This is a genomic window from Streptomyces sp. NPDC091371, assembly GCF_040684275.1.
GTDB lineage: Bacteria > Actinomycetota > Actinomycetes > Streptomycetales > Streptomycetaceae > Streptomyces.
This window is the reverse complement of the sequence record NZ_JBFBFP010000008.1, coordinates 1-18,091: the sequence shown is the minus strand read 5'-3', so window position 1 is coordinate 18,091 and position 18,091 is coordinate 1. Positions and strand designations below refer to the sequence as shown.

16 protein-coding genes and 1 pseudogene are annotated in these 18,091 nt (G+C 71.6%); 7 read left to right on the top strand and 10 right to left on the bottom strand.

The genetic code is table 11. The annotated features are described in order from the left end of the window. The first annotated feature begins 205 nt into the window (after positions 1-205). The 5 genes from AB0O21_RS11845 (at position 206) to AB0O21_RS11825 (ending at position 6,573) form a co-directional block, all read left to right on the top strand. Positions 206-1,081 (top strand): sugar isomerase, encoded by an 876-nt coding sequence (locus AB0O21_RS11845; protein ID WP_365169525.1) that lies wholly within the window; start codon positions 206-208, stop codon positions 1,079-1,081. 35 nt (positions 1,082-1,116) lie between these two features. Further along, the gene (locus AB0O21_RS11840) at positions 1,117-2,019 is read left to right on the top strand and encodes an ROK family protein (protein WP_365169522.1); all 903 of its coding nucleotides are present in this window, start codon (positions 1,117-1,119) and stop codon (positions 2,017-2,019) included. Next, a complete protein-coding gene (locus AB0O21_RS11835; protein ID WP_365169519.1) occupies positions 2,016-2,864 on the top strand; it encodes a class II fructose-bisphosphate aldolase in 849 nt (282 codons plus the stop codon). Before AB0O21_RS11840 ends, AB0O21_RS11835 begins: the two co-directional genes overlap by 4 nt. Before the next feature lie 98 nt (positions 2,865-2,962). After that, complete coding sequence (locus AB0O21_RS11830) at positions 2,963-5,746, top strand: TIM-barrel domain-containing protein (protein ID WP_365169516.1); 2,784 nt, start codon at positions 2,963-2,965, stop codon at positions 5,744-5,746. Positions 5,747-5,814: 68 nt separating this feature from the next. Then, entirely contained in the window at positions 5,815-6,573 is a 759-nt protein-coding gene (locus tag AB0O21_RS11825; RefSeq protein ID WP_365169513.1) for a DeoR/GlpR family DNA-binding transcription regulator, read from the top strand. 64 nt (positions 6,574-6,637) lie between these two features. Here AB0O21_RS11825 and AB0O21_RS11820 read toward each other — a convergent pair whose 3' ends face one another. After that, positions 6,638-7,900, bottom strand: coding sequence for an acyltransferase (locus tag AB0O21_RS11820; RefSeq protein WP_365169510.1), 1,263 nt, complete (start codon positions 7,898-7,900; stop codon positions 6,638-6,640). A 3-nt stretch (positions 7,901-7,903) separates the two neighbouring features. Then, entirely contained in the window at positions 7,904-9,979 is a 2,076-nt protein-coding gene (locus AB0O21_RS11815) for a glycosyltransferase (protein ID WP_365170033.1), read from the bottom strand. A 74-nt stretch (positions 9,980-10,053) separates the two neighbouring features. Between AB0O21_RS11815 and AB0O21_RS11810 the strand changes: the two genes are divergently transcribed. Beyond that, positions 10,054-10,368 (top strand): hypothetical protein, encoded by a 315-nt coding sequence (locus AB0O21_RS11810; RefSeq protein ID WP_365169507.1) that lies wholly within the window; start codon positions 10,054-10,056, stop codon positions 10,366-10,368. A gap of 502 nt (positions 10,369-10,870) precedes the next feature. Beyond that, entirely contained in the window at positions 10,871-11,821 is a 951-nt protein-coding gene (locus tag AB0O21_RS11805; RefSeq protein WP_365169504.1) for a glycoside hydrolase family 16 protein, read from the top strand. 22 nt (positions 11,822-11,843) lie between these two features. Here the strand turns inward: AB0O21_RS11805 and AB0O21_RS11800 are convergent, their stop codons facing one another. From AB0O21_RS11800 to AB0O21_RS11765, 8 genes and pseudogenes are all read right to left on the bottom strand, one after another. Continuing rightward, entirely contained in the window at positions 11,844-12,653 is an 810-nt protein-coding gene (locus tag AB0O21_RS11800) for an SDR family NAD(P)-dependent oxidoreductase (protein ID WP_365169501.1), read from the bottom strand. Positions 12,654-13,123: 470 nt separating this feature from the next. After that, positions 13,124-13,357: pseudogene (locus AB0O21_RS11795) on the bottom strand (MaoC/PaaZ C-terminal domain-containing protein); the annotation flags it as partial. Positions 13,358-13,373: 16 nt separating this feature from the next. Further along, positions 13,374-13,646: an acyl carrier protein gene (locus tag AB0O21_RS11790; RefSeq protein WP_365169498.1), complete on the bottom strand. Its 273-nt coding sequence runs from the start codon at positions 13,644-13,646 to the stop codon at positions 13,374-13,376. Next, positions 13,643-13,873 (bottom strand): hypothetical protein, encoded by a 231-nt coding sequence (locus AB0O21_RS11785; protein ID WP_365169495.1) that lies wholly within the window; start codon positions 13,871-13,873, stop codon positions 13,643-13,645. Before AB0O21_RS11785 ends, AB0O21_RS11790 begins: the two co-directional genes overlap by 4 nt. Before the next feature lie 91 nt (positions 13,874-13,964). Beyond that, complete coding sequence (locus tag AB0O21_RS11780) at positions 13,965-15,365, bottom strand: HAD-IIIC family phosphatase (protein ID WP_365169492.1); 1,401 nt, start codon at positions 15,363-15,365, stop codon at positions 13,965-13,967. Beyond that, a complete protein-coding gene (locus tag AB0O21_RS11775; protein ID WP_365169489.1) occupies positions 15,362-16,138 on the bottom strand; it encodes a carbamoyltransferase C-terminal domain-containing protein in 777 nt (258 codons plus the stop codon). Before AB0O21_RS11775 ends, AB0O21_RS11780 begins: the two co-directional genes overlap by 4 nt. Beyond that, positions 16,114-16,563 (bottom strand): hypothetical protein, encoded by a 450-nt coding sequence (locus AB0O21_RS11770; RefSeq protein ID WP_365169486.1) that lies wholly within the window; start codon positions 16,561-16,563, stop codon positions 16,114-16,116. Before AB0O21_RS11770 ends, AB0O21_RS11775 begins: the two co-directional genes overlap by 25 nt. A 26-nt stretch (positions 16,564-16,589) precedes the next feature. After that, positions 16,590-17,858 (bottom strand): hypothetical protein, encoded by a 1,269-nt coding sequence (locus tag AB0O21_RS11765; protein ID WP_365169483.1) that lies wholly within the window; start codon positions 17,856-17,858, stop codon positions 16,590-16,592. Between the last annotated feature and the right edge of the window lie 233 nt (positions 17,859-18,091).

Here is an 18,091-nt window from a genome sequence, read left to right as displayed (position 1 = left end):
ATGAGCAGACTCCACACCCACGTTCCGACCGCCGCAGCCCGCAACTCCGGCCGGCCGATGACTTGACGGGGCGCGCACCGACCCCCGAAGCTGCTCCACGCGTGCTTGAACATGCTCGATCACCGAACGTTGTAAGCATGTTTACGCAGCCACCGATCAGCGACACCCCCGAAGGATGTGCGCGGACGCGCACGGAAAGGCCCTCATGACGCACGTCGAGCAGGAGATCGCCAGCCAACCGGAGTACTGGCGGCGGGTCATGGAGAGCGCATCCCCCGAAGGGCTGCCGGAGCGCGGCGAGCGGGTGGCCGTCATCGGCTGCGGCACCTCGCTGTACGTGGCCCAGGCCTACGCCGCGCTGCGCGAGGGCGCCGGCCACGGCCAGACCGACGCCTTCGCCGCCTCCGAGTTCCCCGTCACCCGCCGTTACGACCGGGTACTGGCCATCAGCCGCTCCGGCACCACGACCGAGGTGCTCACGGCGCTCGGCGGCTGCGCCCCGACACCCGCCACCGCGCTGACAGGCGACCTGGCCACCCCGATCCGCTCCGCGGCGGACACCGTCGTCGACCTCGGCTTCGCCGACGAGAAGTCCGTCGTCCAGACCAGGTTCGCCACCACCGCCCTGGTCCTGCTCCGCACCCACCTCGGCCTCACCCCGGCCGGCCTCCCCCGCCAGGCCGAGCGGGCACTGACCGGCGAACTGCCCCACGGCGCCGCCGAGGCCACCCAGTTCACCTTCCTCGGCACCGGCTGGACGGTGGGCCTGGCCCACGAGGCGGCCCTCAAGCTCCGCGAGTCGGCCGGCGCCTGGACCGAGTCGTACCCCGCCATGGAGTACCGGCACGGCCCGGTCAGCGTCACCGCGCCGGGGAGCCTGGTGTGGTTCTTCGGCGAGCCGCCCACCGGGCTGGTCGACCAGGTGCTGGCCACCGGCGCCACCGTGTCCGTCACCACGCTGGACCCGCTCGCCGACCTGATCCGCGCCCAGCGGCTGGCCGTCCGACTCGCCACCGCCCGCGGCCTGGACCCGGACCGGCCGCGCAACCTCACCCGCTCGATCGTGCTGACCCAGCCGTGAGCCGGCGCAGCGGGCGACCCGGCGGGGGTGCCGCCGTGATCGCGCTCGACGTCGGCGGCACCTTCATCAAGGGCGGCGTGGCCGACGCGGACGGCGAACTGTTCCACAGCGCGCTCTGGTCCACGCAGGCCGAGCACGGCCCCGACGCCGTCATGGACACCCTCCTGGGCTGCGCCGCCGAACTGGCCGACAGCTTCCGGCCGGCCGCCGCCGGCGTCACCGTCCCGGGCCTCGTCGACGAGGAGTACGGCACGTCGGTGTTCGCCGCCAACCTCGGCTGGCGCGACACCCCGGTGCGGCTCTGGCTGGCCGAACACCTCGGCATACCGGTCGCGTTCGGCCACGACGTCCGGGCCGGCGGGCTCGCCGAGGCCCGCAGCGGCGCCGGCCGCGGCAGCCGCAACTTCCTGTTCGTCCCCGTCGGCACGGGCATCGCCGCGGCCGTGATGCTCGACGGCCGCCCGCTGACCGGCGGCGACTCCCGGGCCGGGGAACTCGGCCACGTGGTGGTCCGCCCAGGCGGCGAGCCCTGCCCCTGCGGCGGCCGCGGGTGCCTGGAGACGGTGGCGTCGGCCGCCGCCATCGCCCGCCGCTACGCCGCGGCCACCGGGCAGGAGGACGTCAGCGCCCGGCAGGTGGGCGAGCGGGCCGCCGCCGGGGAGTGGACCGCGGCCGCGATCTGGCGGGAGGCCGTGGAGGCCATGGCCGACGGGCTGGCCATGGCGATCACCCTCCTCGACCCCGAGCGCATCGTGATCGGCGGTGGCCTCGCCCGGGCCGGGGAGGCCTACCTCGCGCCGCTGCGGCGGGCGGTCGAGGACCGGCTCGGCTTCCGGACGGGCCCGGTGATCGTCCCCGCCGAACTGGGCTACCAGGCCGGCTGCCGGGGAGCGGCCCTGCTCGCCCGGGACCTGCTGGACGGACAGGCCCGCCCGTGACCCTGACCGGCACCGGCCGCATCGTCGGTCCCGCGGCGAGCGCCGCGCGCGGGGTGGGGGCGTTCAACGTGATCCAGCTCGAACACGCCCAGGCCATCGTCACCGGGGCCGAGGCCGCCGGAGCCCCGGTGGTGCTGCAGATCAGCGAGAACGCCGTCCGCTACCACGGGGCCCTCGCCCCGCTCGGCGCCGCCGTCCTGGCCGTCGCCGGCGCGGCCGCGGTCCCGGTGGCGGTCCACCTCGACCACGCGACCTCGCCCGGACTCGTCGCCGAGGCCGTCTCCCTGGGCTTCTCCTCGGTGATGTTCGACGCCTCGGCGCTGCCGTACGAGGAGAACGTACGCGCCACCGCGGAGGTGGCCGCCCGGTGCCACGCGGCGGGGGTCTGGGTGGAGGCGGAACTCGGCGAGGTCGGCGGCAAGGACGGCGTGCACGCGCCGGGCGTCCGCACCGACCCGGCCGAGGCGGCCGCTTTCGTCGGGGCCACCGGGGTGGACGCGCTCGCCGTAGCCGTCGGCACTTCGCACGCCATGCTCACCCGTGACGCCGAGCTCGACTTCGACCGGATCGCCGCGCTGCGCGGGGCCGTACCGGTGCCCCTGGTCCTGCACGGCTCCTCGGGGGTGGCGGACCGGCACCTCACGCGGGCCGTCGAGCACGGCATGACCAAGGTCAACATCGCCACCCATCTCAACCAGGTCTTCACCGATGCCGTCCGCCGTTCCCTCGCCGGGGACCCCCGGCTCGTGGACACCCGCCGCTACCTCGGCGCCGGCCGGACCGCCGTGGCGGGCGAGGTCACCCGCCTGCTGGGCGTCCTGAAGGCCACCGGGCGGCACCGGTGACGCGCACAGCTCCTCCGACCCCCCATACGAGAGGGACTCCCATGCCTCCATCGAGTGGCACCGCACGAAGTCGGCTGACACGCGCCGTCGCCCGTGTCATGCGCCGTCGCTCCCTGCCCGTCGGCCTGGTGGCGGCCTTGGTGGCCGCGGCCGCCACCGCCCTGGCCGGACCGGCACCGGCCGAGGCGGCTGCGGGCCGTACGGCAGGCCAGGTCACCGGCTTCAGCCAGTCCGGCGCGACCTCGACCATCTCCACCTCCTCGGGCGCGGCGGTGCGCGTGGTGTTCGTCCGCGGTGACGTCTTCCGGATCTGGCTCGCTCCCGACGGCAAGTTCACCGACCCGGCGGGCAGCGACATCACGGTGAACACCTCGTTCCCCGCCCCCGCCGTCACCGCGTCGGACGCCGGCTCCCACCATCAGATCAAGACCGGCGCGGTCACCCTCCGCGTGAACAAGAACCCGCTGACCTTCGCCGCCTACCGGCCGGACGGGACGCTGCTGTGGCAGGAGTCCGCGCCGACCGACTGGACCAAGTCCCGGACGACGCAGCACCTGGCGCGGGGCGCGAGCGAGCAGTTCTACGGCACGGGCCTGCGGCTCGGGCCCTGGGCGCTGCGGGACATGACCGTGCCGATCGCGGGCGACAACACCTGGAAGGAGAACAGCAACGCCAGCCCGGCGCCGTTCTACATGTCCTCCCACGGGTACGGAGTGCTCCGCAACACCTGGGCGCCCGGCTCCTACGCGTTCACCAGCCCGGTCGCCACGACCCAGAACGAGAACCGCTTCGACGCGTACTACTTCGTCGGCGACGGCCTCAAGGGCGTACTGGGCGCCTACACCGACGTCACCGGCAAGCCGTTCCTGGCCCCGCAGTGGGGACTCGAACTGGGCAACGCCGACTGCTTCAACGCGTCCAACCCCGACTACCGCGGCGACCACAGCAGGCCGCGCCACCAGACCACGCCGGACGTGGTCGGGTACGCGAACGACGCGCGCGCCGCCGACATGCCCTCGGGCTGGTTCCTGCCCAACGACGGCTACGGCTGCGGCTACACGCAGCCGCTGAAGTCCACCGTCGACGCGCTCAAGGCCAAGGGCTTCCACACCGGCCTGTGGACCTCCACCGGCCTGTCCGACATCGCCACCGAGGTCGGCACCGCCGGCTCCCGCGCCGTGAAGACCGACGTGGCGTGGATCGGCGGCGGCTACAAGTACGCCTTCGACGGGGTGCGGCAGGCCGTGGACGGCATCGAGAAGAACTCCGACGGCCGCCGCTTCGTCTGGACCGTCGACGGCTGGGCCGGCACGCACCGCAACGCCGTCGTGTGGACCGGTGACACCAGCGGCGACTGGGCCACCATGGGCTGGACCGTCCCCGCGGTCGTGGGCGCCGGCCTGTCCGCCCACAACTACGCCTCCGGCGACGTGGACGGCATCTTCGGCGGCAGCCCGGAGACCTACACCCGGGACCTCCAGTGGAAGGCCTTCACCCCGGCGTTCATGACCATGTCCGGCTGGGGCGCGACCAACCCGTCCGCCGGCTACCAGGACAAGCAGCCCTGGCGGTTCTCCGAGCCGTACCTGTCCGCCAACCGCAAGGCCCTGCAGACCAAGATGCGGCTGATGCCGTACCTGTACACGATGAGCCAGGTCGCCAGCACCACCGGCGTGCCCTCGACCCGGGCGCTGGTGCTGGAGTACCCGGACGACCCGGTGGCGCAGGGCAACGCGACCTCCCAGCAGTTCATGGCGGGCGACTCCTTCCTGGTGGCGCCGATCACGTCGAGCACGACCAGTCGGGACAACATCTACCTGCCGGCCGGGACGTGGACCGACTACCGGACCGGCACGGTGTACCAGGGCCCGAAGACGCTCAACGGCCACGAGGCACCGCTGGACTCGACGCCGGTGTTCGTCAAGGGCGGCGGCATCGTCCCGATGTGGCCGCAGATGAACCACAGCGGTGAGAAGCCGGTCGACGTGCTGACCTACGACCTGTACCCGTCCGGGACCTCCACCTTCACCCTGTACGAGGACGACGGCATCACCCGCGCCTACCAGAACGGCGCCTCGGCCACCCAGAAGGTGACCATGAACGCACCGGCCTCCGGCACCGGCACGGTCACCGTCGACGTCGGCGCCAGCGTGGGCTCCTACGCGGGCAAGCCGGCCGGCCGCGGCTACGAGTTCAACGTCCACCTCGGCGGCGCGCCCAGCACCGTGGCCCTCGGCTCCGGACAGCTGGCCGAGCTCGCCTCCAAGGCGGCCTACGACTCCGCCGCCACCGGCTGGTTCTTCGACGCGGCCGACCGCGGCGGCGTCCTGTGGGTGAAGGCCGGCCACCAGACCGGCGCCTTCACGGCCACCCTGTCCGGTGCGACCCTGCCCGCGCCGACGACCGGCGGCGGCTCCTCGCCCGTGCTGGACAAGGCCTCCTGGAGCCTGGTCTCGGCCGACAGCCAGGAGACCTCGGCCGAGAACGGGGCCGCCGCCAACGCGTTCGACGGCAGCACCTCCAGCATCTGGCACACCGCCTGGTCCTCCGCGCAGCCCGCCCCGCTCCCGCACGAAATCCAGATCGACCTCGGCGCCCGGTACGCCGTCGACTCCTTCCGCTACCTGCCCCGGCAGGACGGCGGCATCAACGGCCGCATAGGCCAGTACGAGGTCTACGTCTCCGACTCCCCCGGCACCTGGGGCACCCCCGTGGCCACCGGCACCTGGGCCGACACCGCCTCGGAGAAGTCGGTGGCGTTCCCGGCCAGGGCGGGCCGCTACCTGCGGCTGCGCGCCCTGACCGAGGCCGGCGGCCGCGGTCCGTGGACCAGCGCGGCCGAACTGTCCGCGACCGGCGTCCCGGCCGCCGCGGGCGGCTGATCCGGCACCGCCCGGCGGGCGCACCGGGACACCGGTGCGCCCGCCATGGGCGGGGCTAGACTCCGTTCATGCTCAAAGCTGATCGCGCCGCTCGGATCCTGTCCCACGTCACCGAGGCGGGGAGCGCCGATGTGCACGCGCTCGCCGAGCTGCTCGGGGTGTCGGGCGCGACCGTGCGCCGGGACCTCCAGGAGCTGCACGACCAGGGGCTGCTGCACCGCACCCGCGGGGGTGCGGTGACCGGTTCGGTCAACATGGAACTGCCCCTGCGGCACCGCAGCCACAAGCAGCAGGAGGAGAAGCGGCGGATCGCCCGGGTCGCCGCCGAACTGGTCCCGGACGGCGCGGTGGTGGGGCTCACGGGCGGCACGACCACCACCGAGCTCGCCCGCATCCTGGCCGAGCGCGGCGGGGTGACCGTGGTGACCAACGCCGTGAACATCGCGGCCGAACTGATCGTGCGCCCGGAGGTCCGCCTGGTGGTGATCGGCGGGATCGCCCGCTCGGCCAGCTACGAACTGGTCGGCCCGGCGGCGGACCGCATGCTCTCCCAGTACCACTTCGACATCGCCTTCATCGGCGTCGACGGCCTGACGGCCCAGGAGGGCTGCACCACGCACGACGAGATGGAGGCCCAGACGGACCGCGCCTTCATCCGCAGCAGCACGCGCTCGGTCGTCCTCGCGGACAGCACGAAGGTCGGCCGGGTGACGTTCGCATCGCTCTGCCCGCTCTCCGACGTCCACGACCTGGTGACCGACGACGGCCTCACGGACGACCACGAGAAGTCCCTGACGGACTCGGGCCTGCGCGTGCACCGGGCCTGACCGGCAGCCAGAGCTCCTCAGCGGGAACCCGGAGGTTCGATGAGGAGCCCGGCTGCCCCCGCCGTCAGACGTCGGCCCGGCGCTTGCCCCGCTGGCGGCGCGGGTACGGGAACAGCCGCGGCGAGCGCTTGGCGGCGACGTCCTCGATCCAGCCGAAGGTCAGCACCAGCAGGCCGATCAGCGGGATCGCCACCAGCAGCATGAGCCATTTGCTGGCCAGCAGCCACGAGAGGTTCGTCTCGAAGAACGGGACGCCCCAGAGCAGGTCGATCAGCGGGACGGCGGCGACCAGCGCGACGTTGTGCCAGAGGTAGACGCTGACGGCGCGTGCGTTGAGCAGGCTGACCAGGCCGTTCCAGCGTTCCAGCCGCCTGGGCCACTCGTCCCAGGACGGGCTCACGTGGAGCAGTATGGCGACGAAGCCAAGGGACCACAGGGCCTGGGCGATCGGCCAGGTCTCGATGTCGGTCGCCTCTGCGGGATCGACGGGCCGGGTCTGGAGGTACCAGAACCCGGCCACCATGATCAGCGGCGCGATGGAGGGCACCACGTACTGCGGGATCTTCTTGAGCAGCCCCTCCTGGTGGGCCATGCCGAGGATCCAGCACGAGCCGAACATGGTGAAGTCGCCGGCGGTCTCCCAGACACGGCTGTAGATGAACTCCTGGTCGGCGAAGAACGTGCCCATGACGATGGTCAGCGCCAGGGGCGTGAACAGCGTCACCAGGGGCATGCGTCGCAGTGCCCAGAGCATCAGCGGCGAGAGCAGCACGTACCACAGGTAGGCCCGGAGGTACCAGAGCGGGACCATGATCTGCGTGGCCCAGGTGCCTTCCAGGAAGCCAAAACCGGGCAGATCTTCCGCGTACGGCGGATTGCTCAGCGGCAGGATCCAGAAGGCCAGCTTGCCCCACCACCAGTTGGCGTGGCCGTCGGAGCCGGGTCCCCAGGTGTCGAGGATCTGGAGGGTGATCATGATGCCGCCGAACAGCCACATCGGCGGCAGCAGGCGGCGCAGTCGGCCGCGGATCACGCTCAGGGCGGGCCGGCTGAGCGAGCGGGCCATCAGCGAGCCGGCCAGCGCGAACATCACGCCCATCGACGGGAAGACGAGGGGCAGCCAGGCCCAGGTGAAGTTGTGGTAGAGCACCACGCGGCCCAGTGCCAGCGCGCGCAGCAGGTCGAGATAGCGGTCCCGGCCGCCCGTGCGCTTGGCCGGTATCTCCGGCTCGGGCTCCGGCTCGGGCCACGGCTCAGGCAGCCGGGGGGCGGGGACGCGGATCTGCATCGTGTCCTGGATGCGCCCGAAGTCGAGGGGTGAAGTCACGGGTCAGGCCTCCACCGGTGCAGCGACTTCGCCGGTGCGCCGGAGCTTCTGCCAGCGCAGTCGGCCACCGGTCATCGCCGTGATCGCGGACTGCAGCAGGACGATGTACATCAGCTGTCTGTAGACCAGTTGCTGGATCGGCAGACTGATCAGGTGCCAGGGCTTCTCGCGGTCGAGGTGGAAGGCGTACCACGACAGCACGGCCTGCACGAGGATGAAACTGCCCCAGCCGGTGAGGGTGACCGTGGCGTCCACGAACAGCACGCCGTACAGCAGGAACAGGTCGACCAGCGGCGCCAGCATCGGGGCGACCACGCCGAACAGCACGATGAGCGGCATCCCGAGCCGGCCGAAGCGCCCGGCCGGGCCGCGGGCGGTCACGGCGCTGCGGTGCTTCCACATCGCCTGCATGCTGCCGTAGCTCCAGCGGTAGCGCTGGGACCAGAGCTGCTGGAGGCTGGCGGGAGCCTCGGTCCAGGCGCGGGCGTGCTCGGCGTAGACGACCCGCCAGCCGTCGCAGAGCACCGCGATGGTGATGTCGGTGTCCTCGGCGAGGGTGTCGTCGCTCATCCCGCCGACCCGCTGCAGGGCCTCCTTGCGGAAGGCGCCGACCGCGCCGGGGATGGTCGGGATGACGCCCAGCACGTCGTACATCCGGCGGTCCAGGTTGTGGCCGAGGACGTACTCGATGTGCTGCCAGGCGCCGATCAGGCTGTCGCGGTTGCCGACCTTGGCGTTGCCGGCGACGGCGCCGATCCCCGGGTCGGCGAAGGGCTGGACCAGTTCGCGCACGGTGGACGGCTCGAAGACCGTGTCGCCGTCCATCATCACGATGATCTCGTGCGAGGCGGCCGCGATACCGGCGTTGAGCGCGGAGGGCTTGCCGCCGTTCTCCTTGCGGATCAGCCGGACGAACGGCAGGTCCATCTCCTCGACGATGTCCGCGGTCTCGTCCGAGGAGCCGTCGTCGATGACGATCACCTCGATCGGATAGTCGCTGGCGGCGAGGGAGTTGAGGGTGTTGGCGATGCACTCGCGCTCGTTGTAGGCCGGGACGAGCACGGTGACCGGCTCGGTGACGGGCGGCCCCCAGCGGTCCGGCCGCTTGGCGCGGCGGGCGTGGAGCGGTGCGAGAACGAGCATCAGGGCGAAGCGGCCGAAGTTGAGGAAGCCCACGACGGCCAGCAGCCCGATCAGCACCGGCAGGGTGTGCACGGCGAACTGGGTGGCCCAGACGTATCCCTTGCCCGCCCACAGCTGGTAGCCGTGCACCGGCACGGTGGCGCTGGAGGCGCCGAGCGCGTCGGAGATGGTGGTGAAGCGGTAGCCCTCGGCCTGCAGCTTGTCGATCATCTGCTCGAGCGCGGCGAGGGTCTGGCTGCGGTCGCCACCCGCGTCGTGCAGCAGGATCATCTCGCCCTCACCGGGCTTGGACGGCATCGCCGCCTTGACGATCGCGTCGACGCCGGGGCGCTTCCAGTCGTCGGTGTCCTTGTCGATGAACGCGGTGAGATAGCCGCGCGCGCCGACGTACTTGACCACCGGATAGGTCAAGTCGTCGAGCGCCGAGGCCTTGGAGGAGTACGGCGGGCGGAACAGCGCGCTGTGCACGCCCGCGACGCCGGCCAGCGCCAGCTGCGTCTGCGCCAGCTCCCAGGTGACCCGGGTGCGGGACTGGTACACGAGATCGGGGTGGGTGAAGGTGTGCAGGCCGATCTCGTGACCATCCGCGACGATGTCCCGGATCAGGTCGGGATGGCGCGTGGTCATCGCGCCGGTCACGAAGAAGGACGCTTTGACGTTGCGGGACTCGAGCAGTTCCAGGATCTTCGGGGTCCACTCCGGGGAGGGGCCGTCGTCGAAGCTCAGGACCACGGTGCGGTCCGGGATCTTGTAGCTCACGGGGTTCGCGTTCTTGCTGCCGCGAGCGTCGATGACCGGGCCGCCCTCCAGCAGGTTCCGCGGCACGCTGGTCTTGTCGACCGAGTCCGCGATTCGCGTGTCGCGGAACGCCTCGTTGGTGGCGAGACCGCGCAGGACGAGCAGCGCGAGCAGGCAGGCCAGCAAGGAGAGCGGCATGAAGAAGCGCAGCGGGGGCGCGGCCAGTCGGCGCGGCCTCAGCAAGGACTGCCGGCGGCGCTGGTGGCGGGACAATGGCGCTCCTGGAGATGGGTGGTGCGGACGATCAGGGTTGCTTGGCCGGTGGCCGGCCCGAAGGCGTTGCCGCGCGAGGCACGTTGGCCGGGGGCTTCGACGTGTTGGCTCCGGGCTTCGACGGCGTGGTCGCCGGTTTCGATGTGCCGGCGGAGTTCTTCGTCTGGGGGGTCCCGGACGAGGTGGGCGTCCGGGGTGAGGACGTCGAGGACGACGAGGGCGACGCGGTCGAGGTGGTGGGCGACAGCGATGGCGCGGGTGAGGGCGCCGGAGCGGGCGGCGCGGGTATGCCCATCGCCGGGGCGTCCGCCTGACCACCGACCAGGCTGCTGCCCATGGCGACCGCGAGGATCGCGCCGACCACGGAGACCGGCCAGGCGAAGCCGCGCAGCAGCCGCCCGCGCGTACCCGACTGGTCGACGAACACCGGTGCTGGAGCGGGCTCCTCGTGGTCCGAGAAGTCAGGCTCGGACATTTCGGGCGGAACCTGGTACGACGATCCGCGTTCGATGGGAGTGATGACTGGGCGCACCTTGCGAGGCCTTTCAGTGCAGGGTACGTATACCGCGGGATCGCAGGGCGAACGCTAGTGCACCGGCCCGAATCGGCCTGGGCTCGATGTCTGTATTTAGGATGATCTCTTCTGACGTTGTGACCGGATCGAAATGCCGATCGGCAGTACCGGCCAGTAGTCGCGCCCGGGCGGTCACAGCAACGGTCACCCCAGGTCTTAGGATGACCCCCTCATCCGATCAGACAATGATCCTCATGCAAAGGGCGTGTACAGGTACCGCCTCTACGCCCCAAGGAGCCCGTGTGAGCCAGCCCCGCCGCACCTCTCGTCGCCGCGCGTGGACCGCGCTCACGCTGCCCGCCCTCTTGTGCGTGCTCGCCGCGTGTTCCGGCGGCCCCGCGTCCAGTGGGGGTGACGATGCCGCCGGGCCCTCCCGCAGCGCCTCGCCGACCCCGACCGGACCGCCGGGAACCATGTTCGACAACTTCCAGTACAACGGCCCCGCCGACCCCGCGCTCGCCTCCCACGGCTGGGAGGTCCGCAGCGGCGAGGGCGGCCCGGGGATCAAGGACACCTGGAACACCGCCGGCGCGAGCTTCCCCTCCGACACGACCGCCCAGGGGGGCAAGGTCCTGCAGCTGCAGTCCACGACCGACGGCACCCAGCAGGGCACCAAGCAGGTCGAGGTGCACAGCACCGCCACGAACCTCTTCCAGGGGACCTTCGCCGCTCGGGTCTACTTCAGCGACAAGCCCGCGAGCGGTCGGGGCGGCGACCACGTCGTCCAGACCTTCTTCCCGATCTCCCCCTCGGACGCCTCCGCCAACTACAGCGAACTCGACTTCGAGTACCTGCCGAACGGCGGCTGGGGTTCGGTCGGTCCGCGACTCGACAACGTCACCTGGTTCAAGGCCGATCCGCCGGACCGGGTCCACAACACGCTCAAGCAGCGCCTCGAGGGCTGGCACACCCTGATGATCACCGCCATGAACGGGAAGGTCGTCTACTCCCTGGACGGCAAGGAGGTGTTCAGCAGCTCCGGCAAGTACGTCGCGCGGGAGAAGATGGACATCCACTTCAGCAACTGGTTCATCGACCTCACCTCCGGCAGCGGTCCGCGCACCTGGAACATGAAGGTCAACTGGTTCTACTACAAGGCCGATGAGGCCGTCTCCCAGGCGGACGTCCAGAAGACGGTGGACGGCTTCTACGCCGCGGGCACGAACCACGTCAACACGCTGCCGAAGTCCTGACCCCCGTATGGCCGGTCCAGGGTCAGGCCACCGGCGGTGGTACGACGACGGTGACACCGGCGCGGGGTGCGTCGACGGCCCAGCGGACCACGGAAGCGGCCACGTGTTCGGTCGGCACGGCTCCGATGGCGGCCGTGGGGCCGTTGACGAGATCGGTACGCATCTTCGGCGCCCGGAGCACCAGGACCGGAAGGTCGTGCGCGCGGGCGAAGTCGGCGGTGAGGGCCTCCAGGGCCGCCTTGGCCGCGAGGTAGTGCGGCCAGTGCGGCACCGGTTCCGTGACGGCGGTGGAGGAAACCGCGACCAGCCAGCCACGGCCCTGCGCCAGGAGGGGGCCCACCACGCTCAGCGGGGCCATGACCAGGGCGAGGCTGTCGCGGACGAAGTCGAGGTGCGCGGAGGTCGCATCGGGGTGCAGGGGGAGGTTCCGCAGCGGCGGGGTCGCCAGGAGTGCCAGGCCGTCGATTCCGCCGCGGGCGCGCAACGGCTCGACGGCGCGGTCCAGAGCGTGCGGATCGGCAGCGTCGCACCGCAGGGGTCTGATCTGGTCCGCCCCGAACTCGCGGATCAGTCCTGCGACATGGGTCTGGCTGCGGTGGTAGGCGATCCAGACGGTGGCACCTTGAGTGGAGAGCGTGCCGGCCAGGGCGGCACCGAGACCGCGACTGCCGCCGACCAGCAGTACATTGCGCCCGTCCAGGGCGCGGCCGGGCAGCATGTGGCGGGCGACGGAGGCGCGGGTGGGCGGTGCGACGGGGCGGAGCAGGAACGCGTCGAGCACGGCATCGGCGCCGGGCGCGCCGTCGGGGCAGTAGCTGCCGTGTACCCGCACGGCCCCGGTACGGGGGCCGGTCGAGGCGACACCGAGCCGGGTGACAGGACCGGCGGGCGATGGTGCCGCTTCCGGTTCCGGCGCCGGGACCCGGGCGAGCGCGAGCGGGTGAAGAGGGCGTCGTGGCCCGGAGCCCGCATGCCCACCGCCCAGCTGGCCCAGGCGAGCCATGCCAGGACCGGATCGCAGACACCCACGCCGCCCAGTCGGTGGGACAGCCTGCGCAGGGCCGCGAGGTCCGGCCGGTACGGCTCCTGCCAGGCCAGCCCCTGGAGTTCGGCGAGGGTGTGGCGCAGTGGCGGGCCTGGCGGTACGTGGGGCCGCGGGTCATCGCCGGCGGGCGGCGGTGTGCAGTCCTGCTCAGGCGTGTAGTGGGCTTGGGCGGTCAGTGCGAGGGCGCCCTCGCACCGGACGCTGAACCGGACGGTGCCGATGTGGCCGGTCGAATCGGTGCATGCCTCGACGCTGACGTCCGCGGTGGTGTCGAGGGGCACGGGCCGGTGGAAGGTGGCGGTGAGCCGGGCCGGTGGTACGGAGGAGGCCGACGGCGGGGAACTGAGCGCCGCGAGCAGTACGAGGGCACCGTGCGCGATGGGCCGTCCGTAGGGGGTGTGCCGGGCGAAGGACGGATCCAGGTGCAACGGGTTGCGGTCGCCACTCGCCTCCGCGAAGGCCTCCGCGTCGGTGGAGCGCAGCTTCATGCGGTGCCGCCGGGCCCGGTCAGCGCGCCGCGCTGCGGCTGCCCAGGGCCTGGTGCGCCTGCGCGACCAGGTCCCCCAGGGTCGTCCGGGTGGTCAGGGCTTCGTCCGGGAGGGTGACCGAGAGGCGTGTCTCGATGGCGGCGACGAGGTGGACCTGGGCGAGCGAGTCCCAGGCGGCGATGTCGGCCGGGGTGGTCTCCACCCCCCGGGGAGCCTGCGTCCCCACGGTCTCGGCGAACGACTGCAGGACGGCATGGTCGGGCGTGATGTCCGGCTCGGAGGTGCTCATCATGGCCTTACTCGGAGGGTGTCGCGGATGTGCGGGGTGTCGGGTACGGGGCCGGCGGCGAGGTCGAGGATGTAGCGCACGCAGTTGTCGTCCCCGTCCGCCTGCGGCACCGGCGCGATGCCCGCGGCAGGACGGAAGCCGAGTCGCGGGTACAGGTCCGCTGCCAGGTCGTTGCGGGCGGTGGGCCGATAGCTGCCCACGAGCCGGCTGCAGTCGGCATCGCGTGCCATGCGGGAAGCGGCGGCCAGCAGCCGTCGTTCCGCGGTCCGCCCGATGACCCGGCAGGAGAGCAGCAACGAGTCGATCTCGGCAACTCCGCCCTCACCGATGTGCAGGATCAGCAGGCCGACGGGGCAGGTCGTCGGAGGTCGCCCGGGCCACGGCCGCCGACATGTCGAGGGAGTCGAGGAACTCCTCCATTGCCGCTGCCGGGTCCCGCACGGCCTCGGCCCGGGCAAGTGCCTCGTACGAGGCCGCGCGCTGCCGGTCGAAGGAGTTCGGCGGCGCCGCCGCGAGCGTGGGACGGTCGGTGAGCGCACGGACGTACTGGGCCGGATGGGGCGGCAGGGCGATGACGTCGACCTCGGGCAGGGCGGCGAGGACCTCCGCGCACTCGGCCGGGTTGTCGTCGGCGAAGGCGAGGGAGGACAGCCCGAGGCGGAGTTGCCCGGCGATCTGCCGGATCTGCTGCGACTTGGGCCGCCAGTCGGCGACCACGGCCGCGAAGTGTTCGCGTCGCAGACGCATTCCGGGTACCCGGGAGAACGCCTCGTCGACGAGCGGGGCGTCGTTCTTGCCGGCCACCGCGAGGACGATGCCACGGCGGCGCAGGGCGAGGAGGTAGTCCTGGAAGCGCCGGAAGCACTCCCCCGTCCCGGCCTCGCCGAGCACGACCCCGGTGTGCCCGAGTTCGCCCAGGACACCGCCCCACAGGGTGTTGTCGAGGTCGACGACGATGCAGCGCCGGGTGAGCCCCAGGTCCGCGGCGAGCGCCCCGGCGGTGGCGGCGGCCAGGACGGGCCGTGCCCGTGCGGAGACCGGCATCCGCAGCATGGCCCAGGCGCGTGGGTCGAACCAGGAGTCGCGGCCGTTCTTGGCTGCCAGCCGCGCGCAGTCCAGGATCAGCACGTCGTCCCCGGCGCGCCGGACCAGTTCGCGGTTGACCTCGGTGGTCAGCCATTCCGGTGCGCCGGGTACCCGGCAGCCGAGGTTCCCGTACGGGTCCTCGTCGGGGACGGTGAAGGTGTGCTGGAGGATCCTGCTGCCGGGACCGGAGCGGATGTGGTCCCAGCAGGCCGTCCACCGCCGTACCAGGGTCTGGACGGCCGCCTCCGGATCACCATCGGGATCCGGAAGGGCCAGGTCGGCGGGGGTCCCGGCGAGCGAGACGTAGTCGGGCCGGGCCGCACTCAGGGTTGAGGCCGGCCCGATCAGCTCCTGCTCGACCGATCCGTACGGGAACCGGTGCAGGGCCAGGTCGATTCCGACCTTGAGCGCGGCTACGGGAAGCAGTTCGGCGTAGAAGTCGGTCGTCGCCGTCGAGAGCAGGGCCAGACTCACGGCGCGGGCGCCGAGCCCCGCGGCGGCGTCCGGTTCGGCGCGCAGCCGGGCGGCCGCGGCCCGCCACAGCACGGGGTCGGTGTCGCCGCGCAGCCGGTTCAGCAGCTCCGGCCAGGCCGAAGGCGCCGGTGTGCCCGTTCCCCCGGAGGTCTGGAGGCTCACGGCGTGGCCGGAACGGTACTGCTGTTCCAGTACAGCGTGCCCTCGGACCACACGTAGTGAGTGCCTTCCCATTTCATCGCGGACGCCACGTCGGGGAAGAAGCCGCTGCCGGAGAGGTTGGCGCTGGTGTTGCACAGGACGGGGAGCCCGGACAGCGCCTCGTACGCGGTCAGCAGCCGGTGCAGCAGCGGATGGTCGGGGCCGACGGTCTGGAGCCGGGCGCTGTCATCGGCGTGTACGACGGCGGGAACACGGTCGCGCCATTCGGGCCGCACCCGGTGCTCGAAGAGCATGTACGGGTCCCGGGTGCCGGGTGTGAACACCTCGGCGGCGCGGTCCTCCAGGCAGGTGGGGGCCACCGGCCGGTACCACTCCCGCCCCTTGATCTCGTTGAGCCTCTGCCGCATGTCCTTGCCGTCGGCGGGAGCGATGATGCTGCGGTGTCCGAGAGCGCGGGGCCCGAGTTCGGCCCGGCCGGACAGGACCACCACGGGCTCGCGACTGGGGTGGAGCAACTGGGCGAGTTCCTCGACTGTGCAGGGTCGGGAGTGCCGGTGCGCGGGGGCGGTGTCCGCGGGTTCGAGGGCCGGGCCGCTGAACACCGACCAGTCCAGTGCGGCCGGTCCCCCGTGGCGGACGATCGACGCGGCGGCCGCACCGATGGCCGATCCCGCGTCGTTCGGGAACGGTGGCACCCAGACGTCCTGGAACAGGCCGGAGTTACGCAGTCCCGCGTTCCACTTGATGTTCAGGGCGCACCCACCGCGAGGCACAGGGGAAGCCCTTCGAGACGGCGGCCGGCCAGTTCCCGCTTGAGCCCCGCCTCCAGGAGCCGGTACAGGTGCTGTCCGAAGGACGCGAGCATGGTGGCGTCGCTCAGTCCGGGGGGCCGCAGCCGCGCCAGAACCCGCCTGCTCCACAGGTAGGCGGCGATCACGTCGCCGACCGGCGTCTCCGCGCTCACCTCGGCCATCACCACGACGGCCTCTTCGGACACGGCGTCGAGCGACGCGTAGGCCATGGCCTTGCCGGAGATCGGAAGGAGGTACTCCAGACCGTGGGCAGCGGAGCGCCGCCGCTCGTCGACGGCGAAGGGCTCGAAGTGGGAGGCGAACACCGGGTAGAGGTTGCCGACGACCGGCGCCAGCGGCGCGAGCAGGTCCAGTCCCGACGGCGTCGTTGATCTCTCTACCGTCACCCTCTATCCCACCCTCGGACTGGCGGTCAGATCCGGATCACGAAGCCGAACTCTTCCCAAATACCAGGACCCAATTCTGGCCCGCCCACACTGAGTAGCAGCGGCGACAGCCCCAACAGGTCGGCCGCCAGGTCCTCGCGGCCGCTGTGTTGCACCTGCCGCAGCCACGTACGGACGATCAGCCAACGGTCGGAGAGGCCGAGTTCCTCCCAGCGGCTGGCCGCCCGAGCCCATACGACCGCACGCGGGCCGAAGGCTCCTGAGCCGAAGCCGCCCATCTCGGCCGTCACGTGCTCCGCCCAACGGACGAGGCTCGCGGCCGGCAGGAACTCGGCCATGCCAGCAAGGGCGTGCGACCGCTCGGTGGCGAAAGGAATTCCGGGCAGCAAGGCGAACGCCGCGGCCGTCTCACCGAGTTCGGCGTACCTCACCGCCGCTGCCGCCAAGAGGTTCCCGCGTGCCACGGGGGACAGCCGCACGTCCCCCACCCAGTGCTGCGAAGCGATGGGGAACAGCCGATCCAATTGCGTGGAGTCGAAGGCCGTCAGCAGCCGGGCCAACGCTTTCGCCCATAGGTCGCTCTTGTAGAAAAGGCTCTCACCCCTGAGCAACCCGGCGGGCAGCAGGCCATCCAGATGTGCGCGGCGCATCTCTCCCGGGACGGCGAGCAGGAACAGCCTCCCCAGGCGGGAGTCGACCTCCAGCAACTGACGCGGAACGTGGTCGGCGAGTACCCGTTCGGGGTCGTCTGCCGAGATCAGTTCATGCAGGACGGCGTCTGCGAGGTCGCTCCCGGTGCCCGTACTCCATGTGATCTGGCAACCCGCACGTGAGGTTGCTACTGCCGCCAGCGCATCCGATAGGGCCCGTGGCAGCGGATGGAGAGACCGGGCCGCGTTGCGCGCACCCTCGAAGCCGTCCCGGGCCGCGATCCTGGTCAGATGGCGCAGCAGGATGTCGTCAAGCTCCGGGTGCTCCCCGAGCAGGCTGAGCGTCTCGGAGATCGCCCGGAACTCGGCGGTTGCCAACTGGTCGACGGCAATCCGGGGAAGCAGTGCCCGTAGCGTTTCTACGGCGAAGTGATGACTCCGGAAGGTCCGGATGACACTCAGTGTCTCCTCTGCCGATATCGTTTGTGAGGGTGGGAGCACCGTTAGGGCGGCGCAGCGCAGCGAGTCCACGCCAATGTCGGCGATCTTGGCGATTGGTGCGGGCGGCACCGACAGGGTCCTCAGAAGTGCCTCCGACGCGTCCCCGTACGGGCTGCCGGTGCGTGCGAGTTTGAGGGCCTCCATTGCTTCCTCGGTGCCGGCGGCCGCCATTGCGGCGAGGACGGCGCCCTCAGGCGGTGCGCTCAGCTGGGCGCTGCCAGTCCTCAACAGATGCCACAACGTCCTGGCCTGGTGGGCGTCCAGGTATTCGGTGATGGCGCCTAGGCCGTGTCTTCAAATGGTTCTGATGAGGGATCATGTCGGCATGGTGCGTCGTCATGAGCTGACGGATGTGGAGTGGGGAGTGCTGTCCGGGC

Excerpts from the sequence above, each read along its gene's own strand:
- AB0O21_RS11845 (WP_365169525.1), top strand. The coding sequence starts at position 206 with ATGACGCACGTCGAGCAGGAGATCGCCAGCCAACCGGAGTACTGGCGG.
- AB0O21_RS11830 (WP_365169516.1), top strand. The coding sequence starts at position 2,963 with ATGCGCCGTCGCTCCCTGCCCGTCGGCCTGGTGGCGGCCTTGGTGGCC.
- AB0O21_RS11825 (WP_365169513.1), top strand. The coding sequence starts at position 5,815 with ATGCTCAAAGCTGATCGCGCCGCTCGGATCCTGTCCCACGTCACCGAG.
- AB0O21_RS11815 (WP_365170033.1), bottom strand. The coding sequence starts at position 9,979 with ATGCCGCTCTCCTTGCTGGCCTGCCTGCTCGCGCTGCTCGTCCTGCGC.
- AB0O21_RS11810 (WP_365169507.1), top strand. The coding sequence starts at position 10,054 with ATGGCGCTCCTGGAGATGGGTGGTGCGGACGATCAGGGTTGCTTGGCC.
- AB0O21_RS11790 (WP_365169498.1), bottom strand. The coding sequence starts at position 13,646 with ATGATGAGCACCTCCGAGCCGGACATCACGCCCGACCATGCCGTCCTG.
- AB0O21_RS11785 (WP_365169495.1), bottom strand. The coding sequence starts at position 13,873 with ATGGCACGCGATGCCGACTGCAGCCGGCTCGTGGGCAGCTATCGGCCC.
- AB0O21_RS11765 (WP_365169483.1), bottom strand. The coding sequence starts at position 17,858 with ATGGAGGCCCTCAAACTCGCACGCACCGGCAGCCCGTACGGGGACGCG.